This is a genomic window from Corynebacterium sp. HMSC076D02 (genome assembly GCF_001813815.1).
In the GTDB taxonomy this organism is placed as follows: domain Bacteria; phylum Actinomycetota; class Actinomycetes; order Mycobacteriales; family Mycobacteriaceae; genus Corynebacterium; species Corynebacterium simulans.
Genome location: NZ_KV814081.1, coordinates 1 through 372, shown reverse-complemented (window position 1 = coordinate 372; position 372 = coordinate 1). Strand labels below are relative to the sequence as shown.

Below are 372 nucleotides of genomic sequence, written 5' to 3'. Positions count from 1 at the left end.
GGGAAGAACTCGTCCTCATTATCGTCTCCACCGGTCATGCGGTCGACCTCAGCAACGATCATTTTTGAGTCAAACGGTGCGTTGTGCGCGAATAGTTGCATGCCGTCGATGTAGCTGGTGAAGTCGCCATATACCTCGCTAAACGTTGGGGCGGTTGCCACCATGTCGTTGGTAATGCCGTGAATGTGGGAGTTTTTAATGGCCTTGCCGTCAGGATTAAGCAGTGTGTGCCAGGAGTCGACGGGGTTGAAGTGGCTGTCTGCGCGCACGGCAGCGATTTCAATGATGCGGTCGTAGCGCTTGTTAAAGCCGGTGGTTTCAGTGTCAATAACGGCAAAGACCGGCTTGCCCGGCGTGCGTGGGGTGTAGCGG

1 protein-coding gene is annotated in these 372 nt (G+C 55.4%); it reads right to left on the bottom strand.

The genetic code is table 11. The annotated features are described in order from the left end of the window. Positions 1–372 (bottom strand): 3'-5' exonuclease (locus HMPREF2935_RS12870; RefSeq protein WP_141756055.1); only part of this gene is annotated, 372 nt, incomplete at both ends.